The sequence below is a fragment of the Exiguobacterium sp. Leaf187 genome (genome assembly GCF_001423925.1).
GTDB lineage: Bacteria > Bacillota > Bacilli > Exiguobacteriales > Exiguobacteriaceae > Exiguobacterium_A > Exiguobacterium_A indicum.
In genome coordinates this window covers 116,840-133,442 of record NZ_LMPR01000002.1, presented here as the reverse complement: position 1 = coordinate 133,442, position 16,603 = coordinate 116,840, and the positions used below count along the sequence as shown (strand labels likewise).

Here is a 16,603-nt window from a genome sequence, read left to right as displayed (position 1 = left end):
TTTTTTTTTCAATATCGTCAACTGTTATTATGGACCTGTGCAACGGTTCTGTTCCTTTACTTCATCACGATCTATTTTATCGTCAGTGAAACCTTACCTGATCGTTCCAAGCCAAAAGATGTCACAATCCCACTTAAATCTGCCTTTCAATCTAAATGGTCTGGTTATCGATTTATTCTCAAAGATCGTATTTTTCTGATATACGTGATTGCGGGAATTTGTTCGCTCTTCCCAGTGATGCAACTCGATCTCTACTTACCAGTCTATGTGATAGAGAATGTACCTACACAACCTCTTGTACCATACCTGATGGATTCATTTCAGCTCACGAGCCAATCCATTTTTGGGTGGTTGGTAGGCTTTAATGGTCTTTTGTTTGTCATCTTGATTCTTCCCGTAACGAATCGACTCAAACATTGGTCAGAAAAACGTCTCTTTGTCATGTCGACGCTACTTGCAGGAGGAGGTACGTTTTTAGTCGGATGGAATAACAACATCTGGTTTCTGTTTGGCTGTACGCTCATCTTCACGTTAGGTGAGATCATGCGTACACCTGTCACACAAAGTTTCATCGGTCATTATGCTCCTGAAGAGGCAAGAGGTCAGTATCTAGCTGCTGATAGTCTTCAAAACACACTTGGTAAGTCGCTGGCGCCTCTCGCCATCTACGCATCAGGATGGATTGCACCTCTCGGTATCTTCACTATCATTCTCCTTTTCGCTATCATTGGTGCATGTCTATATCTGCAATTATTTAGACTGTATTCTTCCGCCTGAAGATCAGGGTGATAGTATGATTAAAAACGTTACTACAATTAATAGCGAGAATAGGATTTGGAATTTAAAATACTTCAATAGTTATCGGTTTGATAAGGGAAATATACAATTATCGCAGTATCCTTATAACGACAATGAAATAATTTATCTTAAAAAGAAAAAGACACCGTTCTTTGAACTCCCATTCAAATTCCAATAAAATACGACGATATAAGAGGCGAGGTTTAACTGGAAATGAAGGGGAGAAATAAATGAAATGGTTTAAAACAGCAAAAGTAGTAACCTTTGATGCGTTAATTGAAGCTGAAGCTACGCATGCCATCCTGAAAGTACCGAGTTCTTTGGAAGAACAGCTTCACTTAATTGATCTAACCATCCTCGATTTACAAATGGTACGTGTTATTTATACGGATGTAGCTCATTGGATGCCTAGTATGGTCGATGCGTTCTATGAAGAGCTAATTCGGATTCCTTCTTTACGTCGTTTGATTGAGCATCATTCGACTCTCGAACGATTAAAAGGAACGCTCTCTCGACACATTCTTCAAATGTTTGAAGGAAAAGTGACGATGGACTACATAGAAGCTCGTCGTCGGATCGCAGATCGCCATGTACAGATAGGTCTACAGACTAAATGGTATGTTGCTGCTTTCCAAAAAGTATGGAATGTGCTAAGCGATAAAATTGAAAATAGTGACTGGCCAGAAGCTGAGCGTATTCGTATTATGCGTTCTGCGAGTAAACTGTTCAATCTAGAACAGCAAATCGTCATGACGATGTATGAAGGGCAAGTTGAAGAAGAGCGACAAGCAATTGAATTAGCAAAGCGTCAAGTTGGTGAGGGTGTTCAACGATCAATTGAGGGATTAGCGGCGATGAGTGAAGAATCATCAGCGAATTTTCAAGAAATCGAGCAGCATGCGAAACGCGTCTCACTGACAACCGACACAATTTCAGATCGTTTAACAAAAGCAGTTGTGGAGGCAGAAGATGGAGTGACATTGGTCGAAGAAAAAACGCATCATTTTCAAGATGTTGTTCATGACCTGACACAGACAACCGAACAGGTCGCAGAGCTATCTCGGCTATCCGAAGAAATCGAACGAATTGCTGGGATGGTAACGACGATTTCGGACCAAACAAATTTACTGAGCTTGAACGCTTCAATTGAAGCTGCGCGCGCAGGTGAGATGGGAAGAGGATTCACGGTCGTTGCTCAGGAGGTACGAAAGTTGGCAGAAGAAAGTAAACAATCAGCAGCAGAGACATCACGTATCGCACAGGAAATCACACAAAAAATGCTGGTTGTGTCGAAACGAATGGGGGAGACAGAAAGCGCAGTGGTTCAGACGACGACTGAAATGCAAGAAATCGTCCACGTATTCTCTAGAATCTCCGAACAGACAGAAGTTGTCTCACGACAAGTACGCGAGTTATCGTCAGATACAAGTGATGTCGCCGGAACAATCGAAGGGATGCGCCGCATCGCCGATTCAATTGCCGAAACAGCAGACAATTTACAAGAAGTCGCAGCTTCGATATAAGATCAACATCTCCTAGTATTTATGAACTGAACCAAAAAGGTTAGACAATAAATAATTTGTCAGGCGACCTTGAGGACCTGAGTCCGGTATTCCACTGGGCTCAGGTTTTTTAGTCGTCCCTTGATACGACGATGGTTATAGTACTCGATGTAACGCTCGAGCTCACATTTGAAGTGGTCCATGTCATCGAACTCCTTGAGATACAGGAGCTCTGACTTGAGCACAGCGAAGAAGCTTTCGATGGCTGCGTTGTCGAGGCAGTTGCCCTTACGGGACATGCTTTGCGTAATGCCGTGCTCGTGAAGCGTACCGACGAACGCTCGATATTGATAATGCCACCCTTGGTCGGAATGCAGAATCGGTCGAGCTTTCCCGTCGAGCTTCCCGATTGCCTGATCCAACATTTCACCAACGAATTGATAGGTAGGGCGGTCCGATAGGGTATAAGCAATGATCTCACGGTTTCCCAAGTCCATCATCGGCGAGAGGTAGAGCTTCTCCCCGAACAGGTGAAACTCAGTGACGTCAGTCACCCATTTCTGGTTCAGGCCGGTGGCCTTGAAGTCACGTTGGAGAAGATTCGGTGCGACCTTTCCGACCCGTCCTTTATAGGAGCGGTATCGCTTCATACGGACGAGACATTTTAGACCGAGCTCATTCATTAGACGGCGTACGGTCTTCGGTCTTGCCGGAAGCCTTGGCGTTCGAGAAGTGCGTGGATGCGACGATAGCCACATCGTCCCTTGTGTTCGTGGAAGAGGGTATGGATAGCTGTCTTCACCTTCGAATACTTGCCCTCACCCGTCAGGCGCGTCCGCCAATAGTAATAGACGCTTCGTGCCATACCGAGCACGCGAAGGAGTCCCGGAACGGGATAGACTGACCGCAATTCGTCGATTACTTGTGGCTTGATCCGGTTCGTCGCGCATTCTCTTCTTGAACCAAGGCTTTCAATTTTTTTAACGCAGCGTTCTCCATCTCGAAATCGTCCCTGGGGAGGAAATTCGGTACTTTACGGCCGCCTCTATGTAGGACAGTCCGTTGGTCACCATGTCGTTTAATACCTCCAGTTTAAATGCCAGCGAGTGGCTTGTATAGGAAGGATCGAAGATCGCTTCCCCCCAACGCTCATAGAGACGCGACCACTCACGGATCAGTTCACGTGCTATCCCGAATTCTATCGCTACACCTCGGTATCCTTCTCGTCCTGTCAGATAACACTCAGCGACCTAGACTTTAAACGCCTTTGTATATTTGACCATAAAAAACACCCCATAAAAGTTGGATTTTTATGTCCAACTTTTATGGGGCAGTTCATTATTGAAATGTGGGTGCTTTAGTGTTAATTTACGATTTTACAGAGTCCATTCTAACAGTAAACCAGCTTGAGTCAGTCCGCCCCCAAATCCATATAAGAGGATACGGTCACCCGACTTGATCTTTCCTTCTTTAATTCCTTTGTCTAATGATAAAGGAATGGTTGCAGAAGAAGTATTTCCGTAGTCGACCAAGCTATACAGAGTTTGCTCCAAAGGAAATCCGCTTTTTTCACAGATCGAATCAATCATTCTGAGATTAGCACTATGCGGTATAAACCAATCGACTTGCTCTAAGGAAGTCGCCCCTTTTTCGACAACATGTTTCATTCCTTTAGGCACGGTACTGACTGCCCACTTGTAAACTTCTCTACCGTTTTGAACAATCTTTTTACTGTCTAATATTTCGTCTTTAAATATTTGATCGGATAGATTAAAACAATATAAGCTCTTTGCTTTTTCTCCTTCAGAAATGAGATGTGAAGAAATAAAACTTGAATGGTTTTCGTCGAATTCGACCAGTGCTGCTCCACCACCATCACCAAATAAAATACAGGTATTACGATCAGTATAATCAGTGACTTTAGAAAGCGTTTCAGCACCAATAACGAGTACCTTCTTATGCAATCCAGAGCTGATTAAAGCATTTGCCATATGTAATCCATACGCAAAACCAGCGCATGCGGCATTTAAGTCAATGGCACCCGCATGTAATATACCTAATTTTGCTTGAACAAGGGAAGCGACACTTGGCGTTTTAAAATCAGGTGTCAGGGTGCAGACGATAATCATATCTACATCTTCTATCGACTTCTTGTAGCGCTCTTTCAGATTTAGTACAGCTTGATAAGCAATATCACTTGTATACTCATCTTTATTCGCTATTCTTCTCTCTTTAATACCGGTGCGTTGTACAATCCATTCATCATTTGTTTCTACCATACTTTCTAAATCCATATTGGTTAATTTGTTTTTAGGGACGTAGGAACCAATTGCAGTGATCTGAGCTTTAGAAACAACCATTTTCTTCACTTCTCGATACGATAATGTACTCTCGATTGCCATATTATCACTAGTTCCTAGTATTAGATACTAAACAGAACTTTTAGACCTTAAGACTTCTTTATTATTGTAAAAAATGTAGTTAGAAGGAAAAAAGCTGTTTACGTAAAAAACCTGAATTATAGTAAATAGAAAGATTGTAAACAAAAATATTTGTATAAAATACTCTCACACATTTTATTATTGATTGTAACCCTGACATTATTTTGATGAAACGAATAAATTAATAATGAGTGTATACGGTTCGACGTCGAAATCATTCGTTTATTATTAATTTTACCGATAATCCAATTAATTTCAGTAGTTTTAATGAAGATAACATTTCTTATCTATACTCGAAAACATCAGCACTACATGTAAAAAAAGAGGGGAAACAACCCTCTTCATGAAGTAGTCCGGAACTTTATGGGTCACCGCTTACTTTTATAACGTTTTTACCCTAATTAGTCTATATAGCTACTAACATCGCTGTAAGGATAGGTCAAGACTCATACTTGTAGATCCTCGAGCACTTTCAGCTGATGCTGCATTCGCTGATGGGATGGAAGCGGGCATCGCGGAATTGCCTATAGCAAGGACAGCATTGTCTACAAAAAACAAATCACTTGCAAAAGCGAGTCGCCCTTTTGACGCGACACGTGATGGCTTCGTGATGTCGGAGGATGCAGGCATCTTGATACTAGAATCGTTATCACGCGCGAAGCAATGAGGTGCGTCCATCTATGCAGAACTCGTCGGTTACGGGGTAAGTTCAGATGCTTATCATATAGTGGCGAGGAGCATACCTCGCCATGAAACGTGCCGTGCAACATGTAAGGAATCGAGACGAATGACATCGATGTAATCAGTCCGCATGCGACGAGTACGATCGTCGGTGATCAGTCCGAGATACGTACGATTAAAAAATTGTTTGAGGAACATGCGAACGCACTCCCGGTGGATCGGAAGCGATCGCACTTGCGAAATGTTTACAGGAAGGAATCATTCCACCGACGATTAATCTTGAAGTCAAAGATCCTATGTGTGACCTGGATTATGTGGCAGAAGGGGCTCGTTCGGTGGAATTAGAGTACGGATTATCCAATTCTTTTGGATTCGGTGGTCATAACGCAGCAATCGGTGTGAAAAATATATGGAATAAAAATAAGACATCAGATTTAGACAAAGAAGTCAGTAATCAAATCAGTAATCGAATACTCACTGAACAAAGAGTGTAGACATTTCGACATCGAAATGTCTACACTCTTTGTTTTTATATAAAAAGTTAGAGGAAATATGTGTTGATAAAAAAGAATTCAGAAACATGCAGTTATCATGAAAGACCTTTTTTAGGATACGTGTTTTTCTTCGGAACGGTCTTATCTTGTGTAATAAGATTTAGGTGTTTTTCATAAATTTCAGTAGTAGACGAAAAAAGTAACGGAAATTATTTTTTCTATAAGTATAGAAGGATTTTGAACATAATTTGAGAATAAGGAGCTTAACTAAAATTTTGATTTAATTAATCATTTTTTTTACAAATAATAAACCATGATGTGGAGAAAGAGGTAAAGACTTAAAGACCTAAAGACTAATACAAGTATGTAGGGTTTTAAAAGTATAATAATATCTCGAATCTAAAAGGAGGATATATATGTCTAAGTACTGTTTATTTACTAAGTTCTTTGTATCAGAAAATAAAAGAGAAGAAATGGTTGATACCCTTTTAAATGCCTCTCGATCAATGGAAAAATTAGAGGAATGTGAAATTTATGTTGTAAGTGTTTCTGATGAGGAAGCAAATGTAGTTTATGTATACGAAGTATGGTCGAATGAAACATCCCATAAAGCATCTTTAAATCTAGCAGTCACTCAAACTTTGATTCAAAAGGCAAAGCCTCTTCTTGAAAACGTAGAGAGAGTAAACACGCTGCAAACAAAAGGTGGGAAAGGTCTTTTAATAAACAAATGATCTTTCAATAGATAACTATTAAAAGGTGCGAGATAATTCCTTACAATTATATGATGAATTTTTATAAGCAAAGGAAAGCTTAAAGATACATACTACTTTAAGAAATTTAATGTGATGGTTGACTAAAAATATAAAAGGGGAGTGGATATCAACTTTGTATTAAATAAATGAATGCTAGAATAAACGTATTAAATTAAATGCAAACCAATAACGTCTCGATTTTTTTCTAAGTCCTAGTATTTGAACAGTTTAATACAACCACCTTAATTGGCTAAAGCTTGCATGAAGATGACTTCCGTTTTGTATCGGAGTCATCTTTTATAGTTCCCATGTTTATCTTTAACATGTATAGCAATATTGTTAAGTCAGCCACGATCCGATAAAATCGATGATTCCTGTAATAAGTAGAAACGATAAATTCAAAACGAGAGTAATTAATATACCGATAACGGCTTTACTATCATTCGATGAGCTAATTTTCATCATTAATAGGATAGAACAAAAAGTGAGCAGAAAACTGAAGAATACACAAAAATGCATGACGTGGATAGACAAAAAAGTCGAAATGAACAGGACGAATTCATAATTAAAAAACGAATTATAAATAAATAAAAATAAAAAAATAGTTAGAAGATATAAGCCCCATCGTAAGTGTTTCATAGTTCCTCCATTCTAAAGAGATAATCAAAAAAGATATCTCTAATAAGTAAAAAGAGACCTACTTTTAATATGAATACATACTTTAACAATTGAAAAAAATAATTTACAAAAATGACATCGAAAGAAAGTCACAGCAATAATACTAGAGGTCACTATAGTAAAGGAAAAACTAGGAAACGGAGTAGGTGATCTAAGTCAGCTGTGATAAGAAATGAGAGCATCGTTTAAAGGCTTTATGGACCGACGTATATGACGGAATACCTGGTGTTCAAAAGAATGTCCACCGTGTATTTTTATTTTATCAGGAAAATATGTAAAAAGAGTAAATTGTAGGGCATTTCTACTTAAAATATTTTTTGTCTACGCTTTCACATTTATTATAAATAAAAATATTAAAACATCTTCTAGATGAAGTTACCATTCTTTCTTTTGGTATAATTTATGTAACATTATGGTTATAAAAAAGGAAGGATCTACACTGAATGAAGCTACCGCTTAAGTTTTGGGTCATTACCGTAACAATGGTAACTATGATTGTAGTATTAATCTCTATTTTTGCTACGAGTTACTATGTTAACCGACAAACGCTGAAGGAAAATACGATAAACGAAAACTATTCAAATGCTAAGAAGTTAAGTGCTCTAACTAATGATACATTTCTACTAATGGAGCAAACATTACTTGCACATCATGAAACTATCCTATCCAATTGGGATAATCCCCAAAAATTGAACGAACTTACACAAACTTTGAAAAAATCTAATTCTAATTTCAACTCGATTGCGATCATCGATAAAAATGGTATTGGAAAAGCAAATACTCCTGACTTAAAGCTTATGGGAACTAAGGTGGATACGGAAGGTGTACGACTAGGATTGCGATTGAAGCGAAACTTTACTTCGAGCCCTTATATCGGGAAAAATCAGAAACTGATGTTAATAGTTTCGACAGCACTCTATAAGGATGGGAAATATTACGGTATGCTCAATGGATTAGTCTGGTTGCGTGAAAAAAATTTTTTGACTCATCTTCTCGAGGAAACTTACGGCAATGATAAATACGATGTAGGCGTCTATGACTCGACCGGTACCTACATCTATCATAAGAAACGCGGTTGGATCGGGACAAAGGCACATAAAAACCAAGCTACCATTAATCTTGATAAAGGAAGACCTGATAAAGGAACGATAGTGGATCAGACAGGGGAACAAATATTTGCTGGATATACAACAGTTCCTCAAAATGATTGGAGAATCATTTCGATGACACCTGTATCAAAAGCATTGGCTCCTGCTCAACTGACAGCAATCAAAGCAGCCACTATTGGGTTTCCATTGATTTTGATTTCATTTCTTGTCTTGATTGGATTGATTATCTTTATTACAAAACCGTTGAATCGCCTTTCATTACTCGATTATAAAAAACCGATAGGTGAAGTCATACAAGAAACGAGAGGTTTAAACTCCCCCTATCGGGAAGCTGAAAATATTCGAGCTATGATTCTCTCGTTTGCAGAAAACCAACAGGTCATGTTACGAGATTTTGAAGAAATGGCAGTAACAGATCCAATGACGGGTCTTGCAAATCGACGACGATTGAATCAATTGATTCAAATGATACGAGATAACGAAGAGTCTTTTGGTTATGTATTGCTTGATATTGATCGGTTTAAAAGCATCAACGATACGTATGGACACGTGAAGGGAGATCAAGTGTTGATAAAACTCGCTAAACTGATTTCTTCTGTCACTCCCCATTCAGGTTTACCTATTCGAATTGGTGGAGAAGAGTTCGCGATAATTCTTCAAGAAACATCACCTGATGACATTATTGCTTTTTCTGAACATCTGCGTCATTCCGTAGAACAGACAGACTTCTCATTACCGCAACGAATAACGGTCTCCATTGGAGCTGGTTATTTAGGTTCTGACTCTTATGATGTTTCCCATTTCTATAATGATGTGGATCAACAATTATATAAAGCAAAGAGAAAAGGACGTAACCGTGTAGAAACCGTCTTTATTATTGAAGGTAAAAAATACATTTCATAAAAACTAGAAATTTTATGAAAGAATAAAAGATGTCTCCAGCCTCACTTATTAATTAAAAAGTTAACAGATTATTGTCTAAAATAGGTGTATGCATTTCAATATCGAAATGCATACACCTATTTACAAAAACTCTTATTCCTTAATTTGTTGTCAGCCTAATTATCTCTAAAAAAGAATGCTTTTCACTACGTAATTCATAATTCATAATCTTTTCTAAATTAATTATCTACTTGTTTAGCTTACAAAGGAGTGCATTATTTTAAAACGTATTGAAGGCATCGAAAAACAGCACTGATTGCTAATGGGATGATGACGATAGTAATCCCTAAAAGGACTACTCCAGGAGCATCGTCTGCCTGACCAATATAAAAGAAGACTGGTAGAATACAGGCGGCTAAAACAGCAATAACGAGGAACGAATTTTTAATAATATTTAACGATGAAGAAATAGAAGACGCTGAGTCAAAGTCCTTTGCAAATGCGTTCAAAATGCGGAAACCATGAAAGATAGAAGTTAACAAAGGTATGAGAGCAATATAAGCAACCATTAACACTACGTATCCTGGTTTCTCAAAAATAACTCCATTTGATAAACCTTTAAACAGTGTAAATGATCCATAAATTGCTAAACCTAGAAGACCAAGAAAAAATGCAAAAAGACATGTTCGTAGTAACAAAATACTTATTTTTGGAGGATTCATTTTAGCATTCCTACTTTCCATATGATTCTTCAATAAAAGCAAAGTGTACGATTAAATAGAAAATATTACTTTAGACTTCAGACTGATTTCACATAAGTAATAATAAAATAGTGATAAATAATATCAGATAAAATTCTATTTAAAATAGGTTAAACCAGCAATAACAAGATGATTTTGATTTCTATATTACGTAGCGGTGATCGAAAAATCACTCACGAAAGTTGATTATCAAAAATGACCACGAATACTAAATTCCTAGTTTCTTTTTTACTTTGTATTTCACCCATAATATTTTGGATCCTTCTAGTTTATATAGTAGCTTTATTTCTACAGTTTATTAATCAAATTAAATTCTTAGAAAGTGTATTGTTTACATCTATTTTTATCCTATATGCGTTCATGCATTGGTTTTCGTTTAAATTTAAAGGAACTGCTATTTGGCATTATCTAGTATTTCAAGGATCCCTGATTTTCATAGCTGCTTTCTTACTGCTGAACTGAACCCTACAGTTTGGACAGTTTAATAAAAGTACCCTTAACGTTTTAAGCTGCTATGAGATGGCTTCGGTATTGTACCGGAGTCATCTTTTGTAGTTTCCATTGTCTTCGTTCGCTATTGTAATAATCAATGTAAGCATCGACCATGGCACAGACCTCATCGAGGTCAGATGCTAATTTATAATCGACATAATCTTTCAAGTGCCCAAAGAACGATTCCATCGGGGCATTATCCAGGCAGTTTCCTCTACGAGACATGGATTGAAGCATTCCCATCTCACGGATGCGTGTTAGATAAGCAGGATGCGTATAATGGAATCCTTGATCGGAATGTATCATGGCTTCCGGGTGTACATTCCCTTGAAGTCGTTCTGCGAGTTTATTCGTTGTATGAAGGACGAGTTCCATATGGAGGCTTTTAGATACATGATGTGCCATAATTTCACGTGTAGCGATATCCTTCACACAAGAAAGATAAACAGTTTGGCCAGATCCAATACGGAGATAAGTGATGTCTGTGACGAATACTTTACCAGGCTCTTGCTGATTGAACCGACGGTTCAAGTGATTTGGTACAGTCTTATGTTCATATGTCGCTTTAGCGATTTTACGGTAGGCGTTCTGCCTACGGATTTTCGTCACGATTCCAAACTTCCTCATGATACGCAAAATACGTTTATGATTCATCGGCCCCCCGATAAGATCAAGCATCTCCATGTAAAGACCACGATAGCCGATTTTTCCCTTATGACGATCATGAACATATTTCAGAAGGAGGTAGTCCGCATAGTTGCGTTCTTCCCGAAGGGAAACACTATCTGTACGTGCGAGCCAGGCGTAATAAACGCTGCGGCTCACTTCAGCGAGCATACATAGATCCGTCACGAACCGACTCGACGATTGTTTTCGTAAGACAATATTGATTGCCTGATAGCGTTCAGATGCCGTTAGTTTCGGTACTTCGCCTCTCTTTCGAGAGCTTCTAGCTTTTTTAGTAATTCATTCTCCGCTGTGAGGTACTTGATTCGTGCTTCAGCTCTCGCAAGTCGTCGTTCGACGGAATCATCTTTTTTCGGTCGACCTCCAAGATTAGATTTTCCATGTCTCTCATTCAAGAGTCCTTTTTCTCCATAAATGCGATATGTCTTCCGCCACCGTTTCAGCGCTTCGTTCGGCGTTTGCTTACCGATCATGTCCAGGTCAAAGCCGCTTTCCTCAAAGATTTGTATTGGTCGCTTACCAGCTAAATTCTCACGTACAACGTGAATCTTAAATTCTCCTTTGTATTGAATCGTACGATCTGATATAGAGGCTACGTGAAGATTCGCTTCAAGTTGTCTGATTTGATCTGGATTGAAGGTGCGTCTGTTCATGAATAGTTCTCCCGTCTAAATTGAATAGGTACAGTATATCGATATCTTTAAACACAAAAAACCCCGAATGGGGTCTTTTATCAAGTGTCCACCATTCAGGGTTCAGTTCAAAAAGACGATCTGAGAAGTATTTCGTATAATCTTATTTGACATGTTTTTTTATAATAGTGAGCGAAACAAGTATGTAAAAAAATAGTGAAATACAAGAAGAAAACGAGAGCATTGACGTAGATTTTGAAGTATTTCTGACTTACATTGAGGATGAGGATTTCGGTGGAAAATTCGTCAATCGAAAGACAAATGAAGAATATTCATTTGATACGAAGGTTGCAAATTCTTCTGCAGTACCTTTGATAGTAGTAGCAGTACAAATTGCTAGGTATGGTGTCACGTGGGCCATAAAGAAATATGGTGACGATGTCGTAAAAGCTGTGCTTAAGTCTTCCGCACATGAGGCAGCTAAAAATATTAAAAAATCATTATTGGATGATGATGGAGTTATAATCAAATTGTTTACGCAGAAGATAAAAGGATCGCAAACAAAAAAAGATCCTAAATCAGGTTGGAGTATTTCTAGAGATGTCGGTAAAGATAATGCTCATGGTGGAAGCTACTGGAAGTTGATGAACAAGGCAGGTAAGCGTATCGCCACATTAGATAAGAGCGGGAAAGTATTAAGAAAATAAAAGTGATAAAGGAGAATTTAAATGAAACTAGAACGATATTTACAAACAGAGTTTCAGAATGTAACTTTATTTGAAGATTCTTTTGTCGGAAAAGAATTATCAATACGCCTTGAGTTAGAAAAAAATCTCTACCAACTGAAAGACGGTTCGGATGACATCAATTTTGATTACTTTCATAGCGTCTATGAAAAATCAATTGCCTTATTTGAAGATATTTTTCGAGAAGAAGAGCAATTTTATTTAGTGACACATGTCAGGAGTGAGTTAAATTTTGCTCAAAAGACGGCTACAAAAGTATTTCATCATTTGAAGCATAAAAATGATAAATATAAGATGGAATATAAAAAAAAGGTGATTAACGAAGAAGAAAAAATTATCCAATATGCGGTTCTCTTACCAAGCAAAGATGCTCTAGATTACAGGATGTTAATCAAAGCTATTTGTAATCAAGATTTTAAAGACCTACAACCTAGGCTCCGTCATAAATATACGTACTATCCCGAAGTATTTTTTGTGAACGTAGATCGAAACATTATATTGAATATTTTCGATGATCGAGGTTGCTTCGTTCTTTTTAGTGATGAAGATGAATTGAATGGTTTTAGAAATGTCTACAAAGATAATATCTTTGATGATACTTATTGAAAATGCAAAAAATAGGCATTATCTTGTGTGGTTCAATTTTAATTGCTCTAGTCATTATTTTGATGATAAATACCATCAGTAAAGACAAAACTATTGATGAAAATCCTTTGACGGAAAAGCAAATCATAGGCTGGGGTTCGAATTATATTGGGTACGACACTGCAGTAAGAAAGAAAAAAATTAAAGTTGCTATATTAGATAGCGGAATTAATAGAGAACACGAAGATCTTCAAAATAAAGTGGTTAAGTCATTTAACGCTGTCAATAAGACTAAACCAACTCAAGATGATTTTGGTCATGGAACAAACGTCGCCGGAATCATTACAGCAAATGATAATGATGTCGGTATAGTTGGAATTTCTCAAAATGTTGAGATATATGACGTCAAAGTTTTGGATTCACAAGGTGTGGGCGAGGTTAAAGATGTAATTGAAGGACTTCGATGGGCATTAAGCAATAACGTAGACATCGTCAATATCAGTTTTGGCTTCATAAAAGATTATCCGGAATTAAAGGAAATGATTAATATACTGTTGTCTGAGCATAAAATCGTTATTGCTTCAGCAGGAAATATAAAAATCTCAGACGGACGCGAAGTCGAGCAGGAGGTTGAAGATGTCGTCAATATCTTAGCAATTGGAGAGCGGACACGGGAGCGTGTCTATCTGGATGCTGTAAAAAGAAAAGATAAATGATGAATAGCTTTGTGGCATGAATGAAGGAGGTAGGTATTTTAGCTACCTTCTTTTTTTATGTGCTGTATTTGTCCATCAGTGACGATTATTAATACTGGTGTTTTCAATATGATTTTTCGACATCGCATCAATTCCATCGTTTATGAGAACGGAAAAAGGCAGCGACGAGTATCTCGTCACTGCTTCAGTATATTTTGCTATTCGATTGGATGGGAGATTTATTCTCCGACCATGCCGTCATGGTCGTTGTCCCGCATATATTGATACAGCCAGTGCTTCTCCGTGATTGGCATCGCGTAGCCGGCATCTTTCGCTTCCTGGATTGTCACCTGACCATTGCCGTCGGTATCGACGCGCGAGACGTCTTCGGTCTTTGCGGTATCTGGAGTCGACTTCGCTGTCGCTTCTGTTTTCGTCTTCTTTTTCTTCGTCAGACCGAGTGCAGCATTCGTCTCGTCCGGATTGCCGTTCTTGAACCGGTCGACGACAGTGTTTCCACGGACCGTATAGGTATACTGATATGCGGACGGAATCATCGTCGATGTATCCGGATAGGTGATCTGCGCTTCGAAGTTCGTCGCGCCACCCGCCTTGCGGATGACGTCCTCCATGTACGCCTGGTCCCCATGACGATTCAGTGTACTGTCCTGCGGAGTGATGTTGTAGGCGTTCGAGACGCCACCGAGCGAATCGGCAATGATATGTCCTTCATCAAGATCCGGACGTTCGACTCCAGGCACTTTCGCCTCGTCCGAGTAGTAGCGTCCGTCACGCGTGACGTCTTCCGTCTCATCATTCTGGAGTGTAATCTTCTTCGCGATGACGCGGACCAGCTGTCCGTGCTCATTCGTGAACGCCCAGTACTTCCGGTCACCGAATCCAATGTCGACGACAACGTTCGCCTGACGACTACCGGAAAGATCTCCTCCGTCGACCGTAATTTTCTTATATCCTGTGAAAGAATCTTTTGCAGTTGGTGTTTTTGATTCCGTTGATGCCTTCGTATCCTTTGACTGCTTGACTGTACGAGTATCCGCCTTTTTTTCAGGATGTTGATCGGCGTCCTTCGTCGCATCGGTCTTTTGTGTAGTCGTGTCTTCCTGCTGCGTCGCTTGCTCTGTAGGCGAGGTCGTTTCCGTATCCGTGCATCCTGTCATCAATAGGACGGCGAGTGGAATCGTTATATATGAAAAATGCATGGTATATTTGCTCCTTCGAAAAAATCTAATTAATGAAAATAAATCCATATTTTTATAGGGATATCTAGAAAAATATGACTAGAAAAGATTTGTATAAAATTTTAGGAATGTAGAAATAAAAATAGAAAATTCGTATTACAGTAAAAAAGACTCCGGTAAAGAAATTCGGAGTCTTAAAATCTAATGTTAGAAATGCTCTTAAATAAGTTCTCATAATGAGAATTTTTAAGATTAATATTAAGAATTGTATCCGATTACTAAAGTGAAAAGCATAAGAACTAGAGAAGAAATAAGCAATATTAATGAAATTACAGTAACAAAAGTTAACATCATTTTAGAAACTTGATCTTTTTTCTTCCAAATAGCAATAAGTAATATAACGCTAATAATCGGTATTATCGCCATCAATGAGAGAGGAAGAAAACGTTCTTTAAGTAAATATAAAAAATCCATATGAAAAAACTCCTTTTTTTATCTTTTCTGAAAAATTGTTTTTTCTCCTTTTTTGTTATATAGTACTAATTGTAAAATGGTTTTTATTACTAAAGGAGGAATAAAATGTTTAATTTTTTCAAAAAAGGTTTTTTGTTATTTGCTGTCCTGTTCATCTTCACTATTACAACACAAAGTGTTGGAGCATCTAGTCCATTGATTTTTGATGAACCAGAAGAAAGTACGGATTCATCTGAATTGTTAAAAGACTTAGATCAAGAAACGCTTGATTTGTTTAAAGAAATGGATAAGTATACGGTGACAGATGAGAAAGGATATTCAACTATCGATGTAGCAGCTGCTGAAGCAAACGGTGTTTCGGAAGAATTTCTAGCTGTTATGCGTATGACTAATGAAATTAGCGCCTCGGAAAACAAAACAGTTTCCCCAGGAACAATTACTACATATGCTTTTGATTTACCAATCGGTAACTACGGTAAATACTGTGGTAAAGGAAACAAAGGCGGCACTGCTATTGATGACCTAGACAGAGCTTGTAAGGCGCATGATGCATGCTTCCTTGGTATGTTCAATGTTTCTGAAAAGAATAAAAAATGTAACATTGCTTTTGTCTCGAAATTACTTCCAATTGTCCAAAAAACATCGATTACTTCATATAAAGGTATTTATGCACGAGGAGCACTTAAGATTTTCTCGAAAAATACCTAATACAGATATTTTGAAGAAACGATTTAATCGTTTCTTCTTTTTTTATTCCTAAATTAATCATACAAGTTCAAAAAACATCAATATGTTTTTTATAAAAAGGTAAACGCAGGAATATCCTTACTCTCTCATTTAAATCCTTTTATGTAAAGGATTTAACTATAATGAAATAATTCAGAAATCTTATTGAAATAACTATTTTTATGTATACTCTTTTCTTACATATCTGGTTTGTAACAATTTATTTATCACTATAGCCATCATTTCAAAGGTATGGAACAGAGCGT

General features: G+C 37.9%; 13 protein-coding genes and 2 pseudogenes. 9 read left to right on the top strand and 6 right to left on the bottom strand.

Annotated features, from left to right (window positions below; all coding sequences use genetic code 11):
* Together ASF99_RS17525 and ASF99_RS00665 are read left to right on the top strand one after the other, a co-directional pair.
* A partial coding sequence (locus tag ASF99_RS17525) for an MFS transporter (protein ID WP_235515854.1) occupies positions 1-777 on the top strand: 777 nt, incomplete at its 5' end.
* 251 nt (positions 778-1,028) lie between these two features.
* Positions 1,029-2,321 (top strand): globin-coupled sensor protein, encoded by a 1,293-nt coding sequence (locus ASF99_RS00665; protein ID WP_055966529.1) that lies wholly within the window; start codon positions 1,029-1,031, stop codon positions 2,319-2,321.
* A gap of 59 nt (positions 2,322-2,380) precedes the next feature.
* Here ASF99_RS00665 and ASF99_RS00660 read toward each other — a convergent pair.
* Together ASF99_RS00660 and ASF99_RS00655 are read right to left on the bottom strand one after the other, a co-directional pair.
* Positions 2,381-3,535 (bottom strand): annotated as a pseudogene (locus ASF99_RS00660) (IS3 family transposase).
* A 141-nt stretch (positions 3,536-3,676) separates the two neighbouring features.
* Entirely contained in the window at positions 3,677-4,660 is a 984-nt protein-coding gene (locus ASF99_RS00655) for a ketoacyl-ACP synthase III (RefSeq protein ID WP_055966547.1), read from the bottom strand.
* A gap of 544 nt (positions 4,661-5,204) precedes the next feature.
* Between ASF99_RS00655 and ASF99_RS17030 the strand changes: the two are divergent.
* From ASF99_RS17030 to ASF99_RS00645, 3 genes and pseudogenes are all read left to right on the top strand, one after another.
* Positions 5,205-5,829 (top strand): annotated as a pseudogene (locus ASF99_RS17030) (beta-ketoacyl-[acyl-carrier-protein] synthase family protein); the annotation flags it as partial.
* Between the two features lie 503 nt (positions 5,830-6,332).
* Positions 6,333-6,650 (top strand): putative quinol monooxygenase, encoded by a 318-nt coding sequence (locus tag ASF99_RS17025; protein ID WP_075643078.1) that lies wholly within the window; start codon positions 6,333-6,335, stop codon positions 6,648-6,650.
* A 1,142-nt stretch (positions 6,651-7,792) separates the two neighbouring features.
* Complete coding sequence (locus ASF99_RS00645; protein WP_055966528.1) at positions 7,793-9,361, top strand: sensor domain-containing diguanylate cyclase; 1,569 nt, start codon at positions 7,793-7,795, stop codon at positions 9,359-9,361.
* Between the two features lie 254 nt (positions 9,362-9,615).
* On the opposite strand, the gene ASF99_RS00640 is transcribed toward ASF99_RS00645, so the two are convergent.
* Both ASF99_RS00640 and ASF99_RS17020 read right to left on the bottom strand, forming a co-directional pair.
* Positions 9,616-10,062 carry a DUF2975 domain-containing protein gene (locus ASF99_RS00640; protein WP_055966524.1) on the bottom strand — a complete coding sequence of 149 codons (447 nt, stop codon included), beginning with the start codon at positions 10,060-10,062 and terminating at the stop codon, positions 9,616-9,618.
* Positions 10,063-10,605: 543 nt separating this feature from the next.
* Positions 10,606-11,933, bottom strand: a protein-coding gene (locus tag ASF99_RS17020) for an IS3 family transposase (RefSeq protein ID WP_423752126.1) whose coding sequence is annotated in 2 segments (ribosomal slippage) — positions 10,606-11,555 and positions 11,555-11,933 — 1,329 coding nt in all. Because the reading frame shifts where the segments join, the coding sequence is not laid out codon by codon here.
* A gap of 200 nt (positions 11,934-12,133) precedes the next feature.
* Between ASF99_RS17020 and ASF99_RS17520 the strand changes: the two genes are divergently transcribed.
* Genes ASF99_RS17520 through ASF99_RS00615 form a run of 3 tightly spaced genes read left to right on the top strand, consistent with a single transcriptional unit; the run spans position 12,134 to position 13,959 of the window.
* On the top strand, positions 12,134-12,619 hold the full coding sequence (locus ASF99_RS17520; RefSeq protein ID WP_268761033.1) for an SAR2788 family putative toxin: 486 nt from the start codon (positions 12,134-12,136) through the stop codon (positions 12,617-12,619).
* A 21-nt stretch (positions 12,620-12,640) separates the two neighbouring features.
* The gene (locus ASF99_RS00620; RefSeq protein ID WP_053451881.1) at positions 12,641-13,264 is read left to right on the top strand and encodes a DUF3885 domain-containing protein; all 624 of its coding nucleotides are present in this window, start codon (positions 12,641-12,643) and stop codon (positions 13,262-13,264) included.
* A gap of 2 nt (positions 13,265-13,266) precedes the next feature.
* Positions 13,267-13,959, top strand: a complete 693-nt coding sequence (locus ASF99_RS00615) for a S8 family peptidase (RefSeq protein ID WP_055966515.1) — start codon at positions 13,267-13,269, stop codon at positions 13,957-13,959.
* Between the two features lie 218 nt (positions 13,960-14,177).
* Here ASF99_RS00615 and ASF99_RS00610 read toward each other — a convergent pair whose 3' ends face one another.
* Both ASF99_RS00610 and ASF99_RS00605 read right to left on the bottom strand, forming a co-directional pair.
* Entirely contained in the window at positions 14,178-15,158 is a 981-nt protein-coding gene (locus ASF99_RS00610; protein ID WP_055966511.1) for a DNA/RNA non-specific endonuclease, read from the bottom strand.
* 237 nt (positions 15,159-15,395) lie between these two features.
* Entirely contained in the window at positions 15,396-15,611 is a 216-nt protein-coding gene (locus ASF99_RS00605) for a hypothetical protein (protein ID WP_053451884.1), read from the bottom strand.
* A 105-nt stretch (positions 15,612-15,716) separates the two neighbouring features.
* Here ASF99_RS00605 and ASF99_RS00600 point away from each other — a divergent pair, with 105 nt between their 5' ends.
* Positions 15,717-16,319: a phospholipase A2 family protein gene (locus ASF99_RS00600; RefSeq protein WP_053451885.1), complete on the top strand. Its 603-nt coding sequence runs from the start codon at positions 15,717-15,719 to the stop codon at positions 16,317-16,319.
* Positions 16,320-16,603 lie beyond the last annotated feature (284 nt).